The 15,206-nt window shown below is 62.8% G+C and carries 12 protein-coding genes; 8 read left to right on the top strand and 4 right to left on the bottom strand.

What is annotated here, in order from left to right; translation table 11 throughout:
* The first annotated feature begins 126 nt into the window (after positions 1 to 126).
* From MESCI_RS20680 to gltX, 6 genes are all read left to right on the top strand, one after another.
* Positions 127 to 1,803, top strand: a complete 1,677-nt coding sequence (locus MESCI_RS20680) for an NAD+ synthase (protein WP_013531895.1) — start codon at positions 127 to 129, stop codon at positions 1,801 to 1,803.
* A 36-nt stretch (positions 1,804 to 1,839) separates the two neighbouring features.
* Positions 1,840 to 2,091: a hypothetical protein gene (locus MESCI_RS33180; protein WP_338048539.1), complete on the top strand. Its 252-nt coding sequence runs from the start codon at positions 1,840 to 1,842 to the stop codon at positions 2,089 to 2,091.
* Entirely contained in the window at positions 2,007 to 2,249 is a 243-nt protein-coding gene (locus tag MESCI_RS33175) for a GNAT family N-acetyltransferase (protein WP_338048531.1), read from the top strand. The genes MESCI_RS33180 and MESCI_RS33175 overlap by 85 nt, the downstream gene beginning before the upstream one ends.
* 378 nt (positions 2,250 to 2,627) lie before the next feature.
* Positions 2,628 to 4,433 (top strand): ABC transporter ATP-binding protein, encoded by a 1,806-nt coding sequence (locus tag MESCI_RS20670; protein ID WP_013531894.1) that lies wholly within the window; start codon positions 2,628 to 2,630, stop codon positions 4,431 to 4,433.
* Positions 4,434 to 4,693: 260 nt separating this feature from the next.
* Positions 4,694 to 5,869 carry a hypothetical protein gene (locus tag MESCI_RS20665; protein ID WP_013531893.1) on the top strand — a complete coding sequence of 392 codons (1,176 nt, stop codon included), beginning with the start codon at positions 4,694 to 4,696 and terminating at the stop codon, positions 5,867 to 5,869.
* A gap of 185 nt (positions 5,870 to 6,054) precedes the next feature.
* Complete coding sequence (gene gltX, locus MESCI_RS20660) at positions 6,055 to 7,428, top strand: glutamate--tRNA ligase (protein ID WP_013531892.1); 1,374 nt, start codon at positions 6,055 to 6,057, stop codon at positions 7,426 to 7,428.
* On the opposite strand, the gene MESCI_RS20655 is transcribed toward gltX, so the two are convergent.
* From MESCI_RS20655 to MESCI_RS20645, 3 genes are all read right to left on the bottom strand, one after another.
* Positions 7,346 to 8,560: a DUF2865 domain-containing protein gene (locus tag MESCI_RS20655; RefSeq protein WP_013531891.1), complete on the bottom strand. Its 1,215-nt coding sequence runs from the start codon at positions 8,558 to 8,560 to the stop codon at positions 7,346 to 7,348. The genes gltX and MESCI_RS20655 overlap by 83 nt on opposite strands.
* Positions 8,561 to 8,649: 89 nt before the next feature.
* The gene (locus MESCI_RS20650) at positions 8,650 to 10,974 is read right to left on the bottom strand and encodes an NADP-dependent malic enzyme (RefSeq protein WP_013531890.1); all 2,325 of its coding nucleotides are present in this window, start codon (positions 10,972 to 10,974) and stop codon (positions 8,650 to 8,652) included.
* A gap of 177 nt (positions 10,975 to 11,151) precedes the next feature.
* The gene (locus MESCI_RS20645; RefSeq protein WP_013531889.1) at positions 11,152 to 11,931 is read right to left on the bottom strand and encodes an SDR family oxidoreductase; all 780 of its coding nucleotides are present in this window, start codon (positions 11,929 to 11,931) and stop codon (positions 11,152 to 11,154) included.
* 118 nt (positions 11,932 to 12,049) lie between these two features.
* Between MESCI_RS20645 and MESCI_RS20640 the strand changes: the two genes are divergently transcribed.
* The gene (locus MESCI_RS20640; RefSeq protein ID WP_013531888.1) at positions 12,050 to 12,865 is read left to right on the top strand and encodes a UDP-2,3-diacylglucosamine diphosphatase; all 816 of its coding nucleotides are present in this window, start codon (positions 12,050 to 12,052) and stop codon (positions 12,863 to 12,865) included.
* 123 nt (positions 12,866 to 12,988) lie between these two features.
* A complete protein-coding gene (locus tag MESCI_RS20635) occupies positions 12,989 to 14,203 on the top strand; it encodes an MFS transporter (protein ID WP_013531887.1) in 1,215 nt (404 codons plus the stop codon).
* On the opposite strand, the gene dgcA is transcribed toward MESCI_RS20635, so the two are convergent.
* Positions 14,174 to 15,157 (bottom strand): N-acetyl-D-Glu racemase DgcA, encoded by a 984-nt coding sequence (gene dgcA / locus MESCI_RS20630; RefSeq protein ID WP_013531886.1) that lies wholly within the window; start codon positions 15,155 to 15,157, stop codon positions 14,174 to 14,176. The two genes, MESCI_RS20635 and dgcA, sit on opposite strands and share 30 nt — an antisense overlap.
* Positions 15,158 to 15,206: the final 49 nt, after the last annotated feature.

Here is a 15,206-nt window from a genome sequence, read left to right as displayed (position 1 = left end):
CATTCGTCGATCGGTCAACACGATCGAATCGATGGGTCCGGACACGAATGACATTCGTCATTTGCTCCGAATTGGTCCAAACGAACGCCATTGCCCGAGCAATTTTGCCGCGCTAAGTCAGCAGGCATGACCAAGAAGCTCGACATCCTGCGCATCGCCGTCGCCCAGCTCAATCCGACTGTCGGCGACATATCAGGCAATCTCGCCAAAGCCCGCGAGGCGAGGGCGGATGCCGCACGTCAGGGCGCCGATCTCGTGCTCTATACCGAGCTTTTCCTCGCCGGCTACCCGCCGGAGGATCTGGTGCTGAAGCCGGCCTTTTTGAAAGCCTGCGAAAAGGCGGCACAGGACTTTGCCGCCGACACCGCGGATGGCGGTCCCGGCGTCATCATCGGCACGCCGTTGAAGCGCAAGAGCGGCACGCACAATTCGATCATCTTCGCCGACGGCGGCAAGATCATCGCCGAACGCTACAAGCTCGATCTGCCGAACTACGGCGAGTTCGACGAGAAGCGCGTCTTCCAGGCCGGACCCGAGATCCAGGGGCCGGTCAATTTCCGCGGCGTGCGCATCGGAATTCCGATCTGCGAGGACATCTGGGGCGATGTCGATATCTGCGAGACGCTGGCCGAAAGCGGGGCGGAAATCCTGCTGGTGCCGAACGGCTCACCCTATTATCGCGCCAAGATCGATGTCCGCCACCAGGTCGTCATCCGCCAGGTCATCGAATGTGGGCTGCCGATGATCTATGCCAACCAGCTCGGCGGCCAGGACGAGCTGATCTTCGACGGCGCTTCGTTTGCCATTGGCGCCGACAAGACACTTGCCTTCCAGATGAGCCAGTTCGAGGAAGCGGTCGACGTCACCACCTGGAAGAGACAGGGCGATCACTGGGTCTGCTCGGAAGGGCCGATGTCGAAAATCCCGGACCGGGAGGAGGCCGACTATCGCGCCTGCATGCTGGGCCTGCGCGACTACGTCAACAAGAACGGCTTCAAGAACGTCGTGCTTGGTCTGTCCGGCGGCATCGATTCGGCGATCTGCGCGGCGCTGGCCGTCGATGCGCTCGGCGAGGAACGGTTGCGCGCGGTGATGATGCCCTACCGCTATACCTCGAAGGATTCGCTCAAAGATGCCGAGGATTGCGCCCGCGCTCTCGGCTGCCGCTATGACATCGTGCCGATCTTCGAGCCGGTCGAAGGGTTTCTGCACGCACTGACGCAGATGTTCGAAGGCACCAAGGAAGGTATCACAGAGGAGAATTTGCAGAGCCGCGCACGCGGCACCATCCTGATGGCGATCTCCAACAAGTTCGGCTCGATGGTCGTCACCACCGGCAACAAGAGCGAGATGTCGGTCGGTTATGCCACGCTCTATGGCGACATGAATGGCGGCTTCAATCCGATCAAGGACCTCTACAAGATGCAGGTCTACGCGCTGTCGCGCTGGCGCAACAGCCACGTGCCGCCGGGTGCGCTGGGCCCCTCGGGCGAGGTGATCCCGAAAAACATCATCGACAAGGCACCGTCGGCGGAATTGCGCGAGAACCAGACCGATCAGGATTCGCTGCCGCCCTATCCGGTGCTGGACGATATCCTCGAATGCCTGGTCGAGAATGAGATGGGTGTCGACGACATCGTCGCGCGCGGCCATGACCGGGCGACGGTGACGCGCATCGAGCACCTGCTCTACATCGCAGAATACAAGCGACGGCAGGCGGCGCCAGGCGTGAAGATCACGAAAAAGAATTTTGGCCGCGACCGCCGCTACCCCATCACCAATCGTTTCAGGGATCGCAGCTAGGTACCGAAAGCGCACGCGGCGCGGCCGGAGACAACCATGCCCGATTGTGAGATCAGCTTCGACATGTCACGGATCGATTTCCGTGCGACATCGGCCCTGTTGATGGCAAGCTATTGGGGCGCCGGACGCACTGACGAAGTCTATCGCCGCGCCTTTGCCAATTCACTTTGCGTCGGCGCCTATGTCGATGGCAGGCAAGTCGGATTCGGCCGGGCGATCACCGACGCACGGTTTTCGCCTATCTCGCCGATCTCATCATCTGGCCGGAGAATCGCGGGCAAGGCATAGGAAGCCGGCTCGTCCAGGCCTTGATCGACCATCCGGAGGTCAGGACCGTTTTCCATTGGAGCCTGTCGACCAGCGATGCCCATGGCATGTATGAAAAGCTCGGGTTCAAGCCATCGACCGATGGCCGCTACATGCGCTTGGATCGCGTTCCTGAATGAGGCGCGGCTTGCCCGCCATTGTTGCAAAATAATCGCAGTGGTTGGACCAGATACGCTTTTGGCGTCAGCCCGTCTTGGCGGTGCATCGGAGCGTCTCTATAAGAACCCCTCCGCAATTGTCTTGCGGGAGGTCCGAATGGCAGTATTTCACATGGTAATGCGAGGCCGCGAAGCCTAGGTCTCATCCGGCGCTCCGCGAAGGTTTGCCCTTCGTGCCGATGCCGGATCGAGCACAGGCTTTTGCCGATGCCGATCGCCGCCCGGTTATGGGCGATACGCCAAATATGCCACTCCGCTTCCGGGCAATCATTGGCCCTTGCGCGGCTTCTTCAATTTTCGACCTACTGGGATCGGGCTCGTTTGTGCCCGAATGACATCATGGCTCGTTTCAAGATCGATTTGCGCGCGAGCGCCTTTCGCAGCGTTCTCGGCTTCACGCTCACCCATTGGCGGCGCCAGCCGTGGCGGCTCTCGCTCATCATGGCCAGCTTCCTGCTGTCGACGCTGGCCGATGTGCTGACGCCGCTCTATTCCGGCCGGCTGGTCGACGCCGTCGCCAGCAGCGCCGGCGCCGACGCGATTGGCTGGAATGCCGCGCTGACGGCGTTCTCGATGTTGATGGCGCTGGCGCTGGCCGGCGTCGTGTTGCGCAACTTGGCGTTCATGGGCATCGTCGAGCTGACCTTGAAGATGATGGCCGACATCGCCGCCGATGCTTTCCATCGCGTTCAGCGCTTTTCCACCGACTGGCATGCCAACAGCTTTGCCGGCTCGACCGTCCGCAAGGTGACGCGCGGCATGTGGGCGCTCGACCTGCTCAACGACACCATCCTCATCGCGTTGCTGCCGTCGATCGTCATGCTGGTCGGGTCGACGTTGCTGCTCGGCTGGTTCTGGCCGTTGATGGGTGCGGTCGTTGCTGCCGGTTCGGTGCTGTTCATCACGGTGACGGCGCTGCTGTCACTTGGCTATGTCGCGCCGGCGGCAAGGCTCGCCAACACCTGGGATACCCGCCTCGGCGGCTCGCTGGCCGACGCGGTCAGCTGCAACGCCGTGGTCAAGGGCTTTGGCGCCGAGGAGCGCGAAGAACGCCGCCTGGCCGAGGTCGTCGCCAAATGGCGTGCGCGTACACGGCGCACCTGGGTGCGCGGCACCATCAACGGCACCACGCAAGGAGTGCTGCTGCTGGTCATGCGCGCTGCGGTGATCGGCCTGGCGCTGATGCTGTGGTCCTGGGGGCAGGCGAGCGCCGGCGACGTTGCGTTCGTGCTGACCTCGCTCTTTGTGCTGCAGGGCTATCTCAGGGACATCGGCACGCATATCCGCAACCTGCAGCGCTCCATCAACGATATGGAAGAGCTGGTCGATTTCCAGTCCGAACCGCTCGGCATCGAGGACCGGCCAGGTGCCAAGCCGATCCGGATCACCGAAGGACGGATCAGCTTCGACAACGTCACCTTTCACTATGGCCATCACCGATCCGCGCTTTACCGCGACTTTTCGGTCGATATCGCGCCGGGTGAGCGCGTCGGGCTGGTCGGCCATTCGGGGTCGGGCAAGACGACCTTCGTCAAGCTTATCCAGCGGCTCTATGACGTGAACGCGGGGAAAATCCTGGTCGACGGTCAGGACATCTCGCAGGTGGCGCAAGCCTCGCTGCGCGGGCAGATCGCCATCGTTCAGCAGGAGCCGATCCTGTTCCACCGGTCCCTGGCCGAAAACATCGCCTATGCCAGGCCGAGTGCGTCGCAGGAGGAGATCGAGCATGCCGCGAAGCTGGCGAGTGCGCATGACTTCATCACCAACCTGCCAAAGGGCTACGGTACACTGGTCGGCGAACGCGGCGTGAAACTGTCGGGTGGCGAGCGTCAGCGCGTGGCGATCGCGCGCGCCTTCCTTGCCGATGCGCGCATCCTGATCCTCGACGAGGCGACATCGAGCCTCGATTCGGAATCGGAGGTGCTGATCCAGCAGGCGATGGAGCGGCTGATGGTCGGCCGCACCACGCTGGTCATCGCGCACCGGCTTTCGACAGTGCGGGCGCTCGACAGGCTGCTGGTCTTCGATCGCGGCAACATCGTCGAGGAAGGCTCGCATGACGAACTGATCCGGCTGAAAGGCGGCATCTACCGTCGCCTGTTCGAACGCCAGGCGCTCGAACTGACCAAGGGACTTGTCAGCTGACCTGAGGCGGCCTCCAGCTTCGGCCGGAGGCCGCCTCTGTCAGGCACGGTCAGCCCAGCGGGCTGGAGCAGGAGATGCGATCGCAGGAAGGCAGTCGATCCGTCGATCAGCGCCGTGATGCTGGCCGACTTGATTTGCCTGTGAAGTCCTGTCCGGATAGTAAGTCTTGGGACCTCTGTTCATCATATTGACCGAGATACGTTGTTTCTACCATTGGTTGATATATATCCGATGGAGGCAACCCACGGACGTTCTTCACGATGCATCTTTCTGCGAATGCCGAGGAAAAGTTGGCTGCGCCGTCAGTGCTGGAATCTCAGCATGGCTCGGTTCGGCCGCTTGCTGCCGAAGATCTCGAGCGCGTCGCCGCACTCTTCCTGACGAAGTTTCGCCGGCGCCGCCGTCACCTCCTCGATCGCGCGATCGCCGAAACGGCCGCGTATATGAGAGAGATTTATCTCGACCCTGCCGGCCACTCCGGTGAAAGCAACGCTCTTGTCCAGATCAACCGGCAGGGCCGCCTGGGTGGGTTCCTCGGCGTTTTGAAAGCCCGCTACGAGCTCAATGGTGCGCCATTGAATGCGGCGATCATCGGGCCGCTCATGGCCGACCCCGGCACCGATGACGGCTCGGCCGGACCGCAATTGCTGCGGGCATTGCATCAAGGCGAATTCGATCTGCAGCTGACCGATTCGGCCAACCGGACATCCTTGGCCTTCGCGCGCCCGATGAAGTATCAACTCCTGCCGGTGCATTGTCTGGGATGGACATATGTCTTCCGGCCGGCGGGAATGGCCGCCGCCGCACTGCACCGTAAATGGCCCGGCCTGCCTCACCTTGTACTCGACCCCTTTGCGCGAGCATTCGATGCTCTTGCGAAAAGAAGGTTCGAGCCCCCCGTCCAGCATTCATCGTCGCATCGCACCCACCGTGAGCCGATCAATGCCGTGCAATTTGCCGAGGAACTGCCGACCCTCCTGTCTGGTTACGCTCTTCGGCCGAGTTGGAAGGATGGGGAGTTGCCACGGCTGCTTGCGCTGGCGGCCGAGAAGCGGGCCGACGGCCCCCTTCATTTCGGTGGGATCTACGACGAAACGGGCAAAATGCTCGGTTGTTATGCCTTCTATGGTCAAGCCGGCGACATGGCGAACCTGTTGCAAATCCAGGCATTCGGATCGCATTGGGGCGCGACGCTGGATGCGCTTGTCGCCGCCGCATGGGAGATGGGCTGCGTGGGCATCACCGGGCAGACGCAGACCAGATTCATATCCCAACTCTTTGGCTACAAGAATGTCTTCTTCCGCTATGCCGGGGGAACGATGGTCCGCTCGCGGATCGCCGAGGTCACGGAAGCGGTCCGCTCCGGCGACATCTTTATCGGTGGATTGGTGGGCGACCGCTGGACCCGCCTCAGTTCCGATGATTTCGGCCGCTGATCGCCTTCAACCGGTGGTCGGCCCCAGCGGCTGGCAGCGCTCGGTTACAAAGGCCGCCTGCGGAATGGGTGCCTCCTGAGGCGTCCAACGCCCGGTCTTTTCATTCCAGCCGCCATGTTCTATGTCTGCCGGGCAGCGCGGGGGCGCGTCTTGTCAATCGTAAAAGCATCCGGTACGCCCCGCTCATGACAGTTACCGTTCGTTTCGCCCCTTCGCCGACCGGCCGCATCCATATCGGCAATGCGCGCACGGCTCTGTTCAACTGGCTGTTCGCCGTGAACAACAAGGGTCGCTTCATCCAGCGCTTCGACGACACCGACATTGCGCGCTCGAAGCAGGAGTTTTCCGACGCCATCCTATACGACCTGCATTGGTTGGGCATTTTTCCCGACGCCACCGAGTACCAGTCGCGGCGCTTCGAAGTCTATGACGCGGCGGTCGAGAGGCTGAAGGCGGCAGGCGTTCTCTATGCCTGCTACGAAACGCCGGAGGAGCTGGATCTCAGGCGCAAGGTGCGCCGCACGCGCGGTCTGCCGCCCGTCTATGGCCGCGAGGCGTTGACCCTTACGCACGAACAGATCGCCGAATACCAGACCGATGGCCGCCGGCCGCACTGGCGTTTTCTCCTGCCCAATTTCTCAGACGATCCACAACAGCCGGAACGCACTGAAATCCACTGGAACGACTTGGTGCGCGGTGAGGAAACCGTCGATCTGGCCTCGCTTTCCGACCCGGTCCTGGTGCGCGAGGACGGCACCTATCTCTATACGCTGCCTTCCGTGGTCGACGACATCGAGATGGGCGTCAGCCATGTCATCCGCGGCGACGACCATGTCACCAACACCGGCGTGCAGATCGCCCTGTTCCAGGCGCTGGCTGCCGAGCCGCCAGTCTTCGGCCACCACAATCTCCTGACCACCGCATCGGGCGAGGGCTTGTCGAAGCGCACCGGCGCGCTCTCCATCGAAAGCCTGCGCGAGGACGGGATCGAGCCGATGGCCGTCGCATCATTGGCGGTCCTGGTAGGCACTTCGGAGAATGTCGCGGCGATGCCGACGATGGGCGAACTCGCCGAACGCTTCGATCCGGCGGCGACATCGAAATCCGCGGCCAAGTTCGATCCGGACGAGCTGTTCGTGCTCAACCGGTCGCTGCTGCACCACATGCCGTTCAGCGAGGCACAAGACCGTCTGATCGTGCTCGGCGTCTCCGGCGAGCAGGCCGAACCGTTCTGGCTGGCGGTGCGCGGCAATCTCGACAGGCTGGCCGATGCGGTCAACTGGTGGCGCATCCTGCGCGAAGGACCGCAGGAGAAGGCGGAATTTTCCGATGACGACCGCGACTTTCTTCGACAGGCATTCGACCTGCTGCCGGAGGAACCCTGGACCGCGACGATCTGGAAGGACTGGACGGGCAAGATCAGGGAAGCGACCGGCCGCAAGGGCAAGGCGTTGTTCATGCCGCTCAGGACAGCCCTTACCGGACTGCCTTCGGGGCCGGAGCTTGCAGATCTATTGCCGCTGATGGGTCGGGAAGGAACGTTGGCCCGACGACCCTGACCTTGCGCTGTTCCGGCGGCAGCGCGGACACGGGCGACGTCACCGGCCTGGCGGAAAGCCGCTTGATCGCCTCGCGGTCGAGCCCACCTTCCAGATTGGCCAGCGTTTCGGGATCGGCGCCCGGATCAGGTTTTGCAACCGGGACTGGAATGAATGATGACGCGTCTGTCTCTGGCTGCGATTGCGCCGGATTCGGCGGATTGCCGGCAATGATCTGGAAACCCTGCGCAGCGGCGTTGCAGCCGCAAGCCGGCGGCCGCGACATGCCGGGCCTCTTGTAGAGATAGGCGGTCGGCAATTCGCTGTAAGGCCGGCCGGTGACAGATGACGTCATCGACGCCGAATCGTCGTCCATGCCGCGCGAATAGAAAACCTGCATCTCGGTTCCGGGGCAGCTCGATTCGCAATTCTTCTGGTCGCGTTCGAAATCGCCTGCCGAGGCCGAGTTCGACATAGGGAAAAAGTAGCCGTCGCAGGTGCGCACACAGGACGTGTGGAATTCGCCACCGACGCTCGGAAAATCCGGTACGCCGGGCTGGTTGAGCACACGGCGGACATTGCGCTCCTCGCTGGGATCGTCGGGCTGGTTGGGTTCATCAAGCATATCGAGCTGCTTGCTGTTGCCGCCGAAGAGCTGATCGAACAGGTTTGCGCTGCCGCCGTCGCGGTTCGCTTCCTGCAAAGGCGCACGCCGAGGCGCAACGGTGTCGTCGCGGCAGCCATTAGCGTCGAGCGCCGCCAGGATGCGTCCGCGATCGCGGCGAGAGCCACCGCCAGCCAGCCGCTCGCGCTTGTTTTGCAAGGCGTCGAGATTGGCATTCATGCGGTCGATGGTGGCGTTGAGCCCGGCGCATTGATTGAGGTTGCGGCCAAACAGCGAAAAACCGCACCCGGCCTGGCTCGCCTGGCTGCGAGCCTTCGAAATCTGCTCATGCTGCCTGGCAATCGCGGAATCGTATTTCCGGACTAGCGCCGGACCGCCACCGCCGCCGCGCGAGGACGCGGCAAGATCGGCTTCCAACTGGCGGCAGACCCGCGAAGCAGCCTGTGGCTTGGCTACTCCCCAGGTTGCGGACAACAGCAGGCCAAGCAGCACGGCAGCATGCGCCTGCTTCCACCCTCCGCTTGCCATCCGCCCAAACTCCGCCTTCCAAATCCGACTGTTAGCCCCGCAAGGCTACCGTGTTCGCGGTTAACTGCAGTTTACCGCGAAATCCGTGTTCAGCCCAGATTGACGACCGCTTGTGCCTTGTGGGCGGCTTCGACCACGGCAAGCGCCGTCATGTTGACGACGCCGCGCGAGGTGACAGACGGCGTCAATATATGCGCCGGCATGTCGGTGCCGAGCAGGATCGGCCCGACATGCAGCGCATCCGTCATGGTTCTGAGCGCCGTCAGCGTGATGTTGGCCGAATCGAGGTTGGGGAACACCAGCAAATTGGCTTCGCCCTTCAGTCTCGAATGGGGATAGACGCGCTGGCGCAGGTGCTCCGACAGAGCAGTGTCCGCATGCATCTCGCCATCGCATTCAAGGTCAGGCGCGATGCGCGCCAGGATCGCCGCTGCTTGCCGCATCTTCACGGCGCTGGGCGAATCGCGCGAGCCGAAATCGGAATGCGACAAGAGTGCTGCCTTCGGCTCGATGCCGAAGCGCTGGATTTCTTCCGCCGCCAGCACCGTCATCTCGGCGATTTCTTCCGCCGTCGGGTCGACGGAGACGTGGGTGTCGGTCAGAAAGATGATGCCGCGCTGCGAGATCAGCATGGAAAGCGTCGACAGGTCGTGGTCCTTGATGCCGGCGCGGGGGCCGATGATCAAGGTGACGTTGCGCAGATGCCGCTCGAACCGACCTTCGAGGCCGCAGACCATGGCGTCGGCATCGCCGCGTTTCAGCGCAAGTGCTGCGATCACCGTGTTGTCGGTGCGCACCATGGTGCGCGCGGCCTCCGTCGTCACGCCACGCCGGCCGGCGTGTTCGATCAAAAGGTCGACATAGTGGCGGTAGCGCGGATCGTCTTCCGGGTTGATGAGGCCGAAATCGACGCCGGGCTTGATGCGCAGGCCGTAGCGCTTCAGGCGCACTTCGATGACGTGCGGGCGGCCGATCAGGATCGGCTCGGCGATGCCTTCCTCGAGCACCACCTGGGCAGCGCGCAGCACGCGCTCATCCTCGCCGTCGGCATAGATGACGCGCTTGGCGCTCGATGCCTTGGCGGACGAGAACACCGGCTTCATCACCAGGCCGGAGCGGAAGACGAAGCGGTTCAGCTTGTCGATATAGGCGGCAAAGTCGGTGATCGGCCGCGTCGCGACGCCGGTGTCGCAGGCTGCCTTGGCGACCGCGGGCGCTATGCGCAGGATCAGCCGCGGATCGAAGGGCGAAGGGATCAGGAATTCAGGGCCGAAGATCGGCGTCTCGCCGGAATAGGCGCGGGCAGCGACGTCCGAAGGTTCCTCGCGTGCGAGCGCCGCGATTGCCCGCACCGCCGCCATCTTCATCTCCTCATTGATGGCGCTGGCGCCGCAGTCGAGCGCACCGCGAAAAATGTAAGGAAAACACAGTACATTGTTGACCTGATTGGGAAAATCGGACCGGCCGGTGCAGATCATCGCATCCGGACGCGCTGCACGCGCTATTTCCGGCATGATCTCCGGATTGGGGTTGGCCAGCGCCAGGATCAGCGGCTTCGGCGCCATGTGCTGGAGCAGTTCCGGCTTCAGTACGCCTGCCGCCGACAGGCCGAGGAAGACGTCGGCGCCCGAAATGACGTCGGCCAGCGTGCGCGCCTCGGTGTCCTTCACATAGGGGTCTTTCCAGCGATCCATCTCATCGGTGCGGCCCTTGTAGGCGACGCCGAAACGGTCGGTGACCCAGATGTTTTCGACCTTGGCGCCGAGCGAGACCAGCAGGTTGAGGCAGGCAAGGGCGGCAGCCCCGGCGCCGGAGGTGACGATCTTGATGTCCGATATGGTCTTGCCGGCGAACTCCAGCCCGTTGAGCACGGCGGCAGCGACGATGATGGCGGTGCCGTGCTGGTCGTCGTGGAACACCGGTATGCCCATGCGGGCCTTCAGCTGTTCCTCGACCTCGAAGCATTCCGGCGCCTTGATGTCCTCGAGGTTGATGCCGCCGAAGGTCGGCTCGAGGGCCGAGATCGTCTCGACCATGCGCTCGATAGCGGGCGCGTCGATCTCTATGTCGAAGACATCGATGCCGGCGAACTTCTTGAACAGGACGGCCTTGCCTTCCATGACCGGTTTGGAGGCCAGCGGTCCGATATTGCCGAGGCCGAGTACGGCCGATCCGTTTGTGACGACACCGACCAGATTGGCGCGTGCGGTGTAGTCGGCGGCGGTCGCCGGATCGTCGCGGATTTCCAGGCAGGGAGCGGCGACACCGGGGGAATAGGCGAGCGCGAGGTCGCGCTGATTGCCGAGCGGCTTGGTCGCCTGTATCTCGAGCTTTCCCGGCCTTGGGTGCTTGTGGAAGTAGAGGGCGGCTTCGTCGAGGTCCGAACGTGCCGTCTTTTTGCTCTCGCCTTCCATGCGGCCGCTCCCTCGAAATCTGGCTGGAGATTCCCTTTTAGCATGCACCCGTGGCTTTTCGCGACGCTAATTGACGCGCCGGCGGCAATACCCGGCGGCGCGTAGAAAACCTCGAATAATCAAATATTTATGATGGTTTTCTGACGGACGACTCCGACCGTTTCACGGATAAGTTGATCAAAAGGCGCTGACGTAAAGACCACCATCGACCGGTATGTTCTGCCCGGTCAGATAGCCGGCATGGACCGAGCACAGGAAGGCGCAGATCTGGCCGAACTCCTCCGGCGTGCCGAGCCGCTTGGCCGGAACATCGGCGCTGATGCGGGTCTTGCGCGCGGCTGCGGCCTCAGGGCTTTCGACTGTGCCGGCCTCATGCGGGGCGCGCAGCCGGTCGGTGTCGAGCTTGCCCGGCAGAAGGCTGTTGATGGTAACGTTGCGGTCGACAACCGTTCTGGCCACGCCGGCAAGGAACGAGGTCAGGCCGGCACGCGCGCCGGACGACAGGTCGAGGCCGGGAATGGGCACATAGACCGACAGCGAGGTGATGTTGACGATGCGACCGAAGCCGCGCGCCGCCATGCCGTCCAGCACGGCCTGCACGAGCTCGATCGGCGTCACCATGTTCTGGGTAACGCCTTCGAGGATCTTTTCGCGATCGAGCGTGCGGAAGTCGCGAAGCGGCGGTCCGCCATTGTTGTTGACGAGAATATCCGGCTCGGGGCAAGCCACGAGCAGCGCCTTCTGCACCTCCGGCTTCGAGACGTCGCCGACGACTTCCGTCACCGTGACGCCATAGCGCTCGCGCAACTCAGCGGCGGTTTTCGCCACCAACTCCGCATTGCGTCCGTTGACGACGATGTCGCAGCCGGCTTCCGCCAGCGCCATGGCGCAACCGCGCCCAAGTCCCTTGCTCGAAGCGCAGACGATGGCCTTCTTTCCGCGGATACCGAGATCCATGACGATTTCTCCTGTGATTTGGCCGGCAAGCTAGTCCTTCGGCTGGACCAATCGCAACCGTCATACGGTTGTTGCATGAATCGGGGCATAGGCTCGCGAAAGCAACGGTGAAATCGCGATGTCCGGCCAAGAGCCCCGCACGTTCCGCAGCATGTTCATTTCCGACGTCCATCTGGGCTCGAAGGCGGCCAAGGCCGAGTTCCTGATCGATTTCCTTCGATATCACGATGCCGATATCATCTATCTGGTGGGTGACATCGTTGATGGCTGGCGGCTGCGGCGGAGCTGGCATTGGCCGCAAAGCCACAACGACGTCGTGCAGAAACTGCTGCGCAAGGCGCGCAAGGGCGCCAACATCACCTACATCGCCGGCAACCATGACGAGTTCGCCCGCCAGTTCCAGGGCGTGCATTTCGGTGGCATCGTCGTTGCCGATCGCGCCATCCACGAGACCGCCGACGGCAAGCGGCTGCTCGTCATCCATGGCGACCAGTTCGACACCGTGGTCCACAATGCGCGCTGGCTCGCCTATCTCGGTGACCACGCCTATGACGCGGCCATGCTGGTCAACCGCGTGGTGACGCGGCTGCGCCAACTGCTCGGCCTGCCTTATTGGTCGTTTTCGTCCTGGGCCAAGCACAACGTCAAGAAGGCGGTGAACTTCATCGGCTCGTTCCAGACCATGCTTGCCGACGAGGCGCGCCGTTCGCATGTCGATGGCGTCATCTGTGGCCACATCCATCATGCCGTCATCGAAAATTTTGGCGATGTCCAGTACATCAACACCGGCGACTGGGTGGAAAGTTGTACGGCTGTGGTCGAGCATTTTGACGGCCGCATGGAAATCCTGACCTGGGCGCAGGTGCTGCCCGAGGCGCCGGACGAGCCCTTTATCCCGCTGCTCATCGAGGACCGGGTAGGGCAGGCGGCCTAGTCCGAAGTCTTTTCGGCTTCGGAATCAATCAATTAGTCCAACCGGTTTCGTCCGGTTTTCGTCCATGTTAAGGGATCGATACGCGTTGCCCTCCGGTCGAATACAGCGCGATTGGATCGATTCATGTCCCTGCCGCAGCTCTCGCCCGAACAACTCGTCAAGCCGCGCCATTTCGAACTGCGCATGAGCCTGATCTTCGCGACGCTTTTCGTGCCGCTCGGAACGCACTTGCCGTATTTTCCGCTGTGGTTGCAGGCCAAGGGTTTTCATGCCGAGCAGATCGCGATCATTCTGGCGGCGCCGATGTTCCTGCGCGTGGTGACGACGCCGCTGCTGACCGCGCTGGCCGACCGTGCCAGGGACCGCGCCGACGTCTATGTCGCGCTGATGGCTGCGTCGCTGCTTTTGTCGGCAGGTTATTTCCTGACACCCACCTATGCGATGGTGCTGGCGGTCTCGCTGGCGCTGACCATCGTCTGGACGCCGCATTCGCCGATCGCCGATTCGCTGGCTCTTTCGGGTGTCCGCCGCTTCGGTTCGAACTACACAAGCATGCGCAAATGGGGCTCGATCTCCTATTTGTTCGCCAATATCGCCGGCGGCTTCATTCTGTCGGTAACCGGTTCACAAGCCGTTCCGGTTATCATTCTGGTGGCGTTTGCCGCCGCCCTTGCCGCCGGCCTGCTGGCGCCGCGCCTTGGCCGTCCGCGGCGCGCCTCGCCGCTGTCGGCCACCGACATCCAGCATTCAGCGCCGAAGCTTCTCAACCCGTATTTCCTGTATTTTTCCACGGGCGTCGGCGTCATCACCGCCAGCCACGCATTCCTCTACGGTTTCGTCTCCATCTACTGGAAGTCGATCGGCCTCGGCGATTCGGTAGTCGGTCTCTTATGGGCTTGGGGCGTGGTGTCGGAAGTCTGCATGTTCATGATGTTCACCCGCTTTTTCGACCGGTTCTCCGTCGTGTCGGTCATGGTGATGGCCGGAATCGGCTCCATCGTGCGCTGGATCGCCTTTCCGCTGGTCTGGCCGCGCGGCCTCGGCATTCCCGGCTTCTTCGCTGTCCAGTCGCTGCACTCGGTCTCGGTGGCGCTGGGGCTGATCGGGCTGCAGAAGATGATCGGCGAAACGATCTCCGAGGAGCGGACAGGTGCCGCGCAAGGCATCGCCTATTTCTCCAACGGCTTCTTCATGGCGGTGGTGACGCTAGCGTCCGGCCCGCTCTACGACCGTCTCGGTGTCGACGGCTTCTTTGCCATGATCCCGATTGCGTTGATCGGACTGGCGCTGATCGGCCTTGCTGCGCGCTCAGCCCCAGAGCGCCGTATCGGGCGGTGACACCAGCGATCCCTGGTAGACAAGGCCCGGTACCCGGTCGCGGGCAAGCAGCAGCGGACCGTCGAGGTCGACGAAATCGGCATGCTGGGCAAGCAGCACCGCTGGCGCCATCGCCAATGAGGTGCCGACCATGCAGCCGACCATCACGCCGAAACCGAGTTCGCGGGCGCGATCGCGCAGCACCAGTGCCGCAGTCAGGCCCCCCGACTTGTCGAGCTTGATGTTGACGGCATCGTAAAGACCGACAAGCGCTTCGAGATTCTTAGCCTCGTGCACGCTTTCATCGGCGCAGATCGGCACCGGATGGGCGATATGGCGCAGGATCTCGTCATGACCGGCCGGCAGCGGCTGTTCGATCAGCGCGATGCTTTGTTCGGCGGCAAAGGCGAGGTTCGCAACGATGTTGTCGTCGCTCCAGCCCTCATTGGCGTCGAGGATGATGCGGCTGTCTGGCGCTGCCTGCCTGACCGCCCGGATGCGGGCAATGTCGTTGTCGCCGCCGATCTTGACCTTGAGCAGCGGCCTCGCGGCATTGACGCGGGCCTGCGCCGCCATCGCCTCCGGCTCGCCCAGCGACAGCGTGTAGGCGGTTTCGAGCGCCTGCAAGGGAACAGCGCCTATCGCAACCGCCACCGATGTTCCGCTGAGCTTCGCCTCCAGATCCCATAGGGCGCAGTCTATGGCGTTGCGGGCGGCTCCGGCCGGCATGGCATCGAGCAAGGCGCTGCGGCTGATGCCCTCGGCGATCCGGCCGCGCATGGCGTCGATCGCCTCGCGCACGCCCTCAATCGTCTCCCCATAGCGCTTGTAGGGGACGCATTCGCCGCGGCCGAAATGGCCGCCGTCGCTGATCGTGCAGGAGATCACTTCGGCTTCGGTCTTGGAACCGCGCGAAATGGTGAAGGTTCCGGCGATGGGAAAACGCTCGGCCTCGACCGAAATGACACGCGCCATATTTTTCTGCTCCTGCTGTGCGACAAGCGTTGTCGGCAAATCGACAGGT

It is taken from the genome of Mesorhizobium ciceri biovar biserrulae WSM1271 (genome assembly GCF_000185905.1).
GTDB lineage: Bacteria > Pseudomonadota > Alphaproteobacteria > Rhizobiales > Rhizobiaceae > Mesorhizobium > Mesorhizobium ciceri.
Note: the sequence above shows the minus strand (reverse complement) of the source record. Positions and strands in the feature narration are given on the sequence as shown.

Bases quoted from the DNA above. Each gene is read 5' to 3' on its own strand.
- MESCI_RS20670 (WP_013531894.1), top strand. From the start codon at position 2,628: ATGGCTCGTTTCAAGATCGATTTGCGCGCGAGCGCCTTTCGCAGCGTT.
- MESCI_RS20680 (WP_013531895.1), top strand. From the start codon at position 127: ATGACCAAGAAGCTCGACATCCTGCGCATCGCCGTCGCCCAGCTCAAT.
- MESCI_RS20655 (WP_013531891.1), bottom strand. From the start codon at position 8,560: ATGGCAAGCGGAGGGTGGAAGCAGGCGCATGCTGCCGTGCTGCTTGGC.
- MESCI_RS20635 (WP_013531887.1), top strand. From the start codon at position 12,989: ATGTCCCTGCCGCAGCTCTCGCCCGAACAACTCGTCAAGCCGCGCCAT.
- MESCI_RS20640 (WP_013531888.1), top strand. From the start codon at position 12,050: ATGTCCGGCCAAGAGCCCCGCACGTTCCGCAGCATGTTCATTTCCGAC.
- gltX (WP_013531892.1), top strand. From the start codon at position 6,055: ATGACAGTTACCGTTCGTTTCGCCCCTTCGCCGACCGGCCGCATCCAT.
- MESCI_RS20645 (WP_013531889.1), bottom strand. From the start codon at position 11,931: ATGGATCTCGGTATCCGCGGAAAGAAGGCCATCGTCTGCGCTTCGAGC.
- MESCI_RS33180 (WP_338048539.1), top strand. From the start codon at position 1,840: ATGCCCGATTGTGAGATCAGCTTCGACATGTCACGGATCGATTTCCGT.
- dgcA (WP_013531886.1), bottom strand. From the start codon at position 15,157: ATGGCGCGTGTCATTTCGGTCGAGGCCGAGCGTTTTCCCATCGCCGGA.
- MESCI_RS20650 (WP_013531890.1), bottom strand. From the start codon at position 10,974: ATGGAAGGCGAGAGCAAAAAGACGGCACGTTCGGACCTCGACGAAGCC.
- MESCI_RS20665 (WP_013531893.1), top strand. From the start codon at position 4,694: ATGCATCTTTCTGCGAATGCCGAGGAAAAGTTGGCTGCGCCGTCAGTG.